The sequence below is a fragment of the Moorena sp. SIO4G3 genome (assembly GCF_010692305.1).
Taxonomy (GTDB): Bacteria; Cyanobacteriota; Cyanobacteriia; order Cyanobacteriales; family Coleofasciculaceae; genus Moorena; species Moorena producens_A.
This window is the reverse complement of sequence record NZ_JAAHIG010000764.1, coordinates 1-1,070: the sequence shown is the minus strand read 5'-3', so window position 1 is coordinate 1,070 and position 1,070 is coordinate 1. Positions and strand designations below refer to the sequence as shown.

The 1,070-nt window shown below is 43.2% G+C and carries 1 protein-coding gene; it reads right to left on the bottom strand.

The window, feature by feature from the left end; genetic code table 11:
• Positions 1-134 precede the first annotated feature (134 nt).
• Positions 135-674, bottom strand: a complete 540-nt coding sequence (locus tag F6J99_RS45285; protein WP_293124054.1) for a hypothetical protein — start codon at positions 672-674, stop codon at positions 135-137.
• Positions 675-1,070: the final 396 nt, after the last annotated feature.

Genomic DNA, 1,070 nt, shown 5'->3' with positions numbered 1-1,070 from the left:
ACCCGGACTATGCCCGGCTTAGCGCATAAATTTGATTCCACTATTGACAAAAAACGCAACCCTTAAACCCTTGGTTTTCGGCTTTAATGTAAGTCGCAAAGTATCTCTAATGAAACTGAATCTATGTTTAAAGTCTAACACATCTTTGTAGATAGTGCAACATTCTTGGAGAAAATCCTTAACAGTTGCCAGCCTCTGACCCTTAAGGCAATTTCCACCGGTGAGAAGTGATCTTCAAATAACTGCCACTCTTGCCAAGGAAAGTAGCCCAATTTAATGTCTTGAGAATCCAATAGTACTCTGGTTTCTTCTTCAGCAAGCTTAAATTGACTCCCTATAGAAATTAAGTTATCCCGGATTTGCTGCCAGTCACTATCGCCAGCATTGAGCCATTCATTCAAGTATAATTTCACATCCTGAGTGGTGTTAGTGGGAGAAGAAACTCTCACACCTTTAGGTTTGATGCGAAACCCAGTTTGGTCAGGATTAATCGGTGAGCGTACTTCTTCGACTTCTCGATAATCTGACCGCCATTTGGTGAATGAGTCCTTTAACTTTGGTGGGAGGGGAGGTAGACAGCCATCAAAGGTGTCAAATTCCCTAGGAATAGAAGTGACTGTGGTATGGAATCCACCTTCGGCACTTCCCACTAGTTGGAGCTTGACTATAATCATTTTTTTTGTGTTGAACTTGGCTTCAGCTGTAAGCATATGCGCGTAGCGCATATGCTTACAGCGCTCAGCGGTCAGTGGTCAGCAGTCAGCTGATGTAACAGAGATTAAGCCAATGCTTACCTGTTTTATTCAAAAGATGTAACTCAGCATTATTCCAATGCTTACCTGTTTTATTTAACAAAACTCGCGGAATTCCCCACCGTCTTTCACGGTGGGGATGGATAGCGAGACGACAACTTATGACGATTCGTGCTAAAATAATGTTGGTCGATGACCCGCCTGACTGACTAAAAGGCTACCTTCAAGGTGTAAAAGTACGCTTCAGAGCTCAGGGTCAGAAGTTACCGCAAGAATAAGGCAGCCTTTATGGTTGGTCGGCTATGGGTAAAAGGGTTA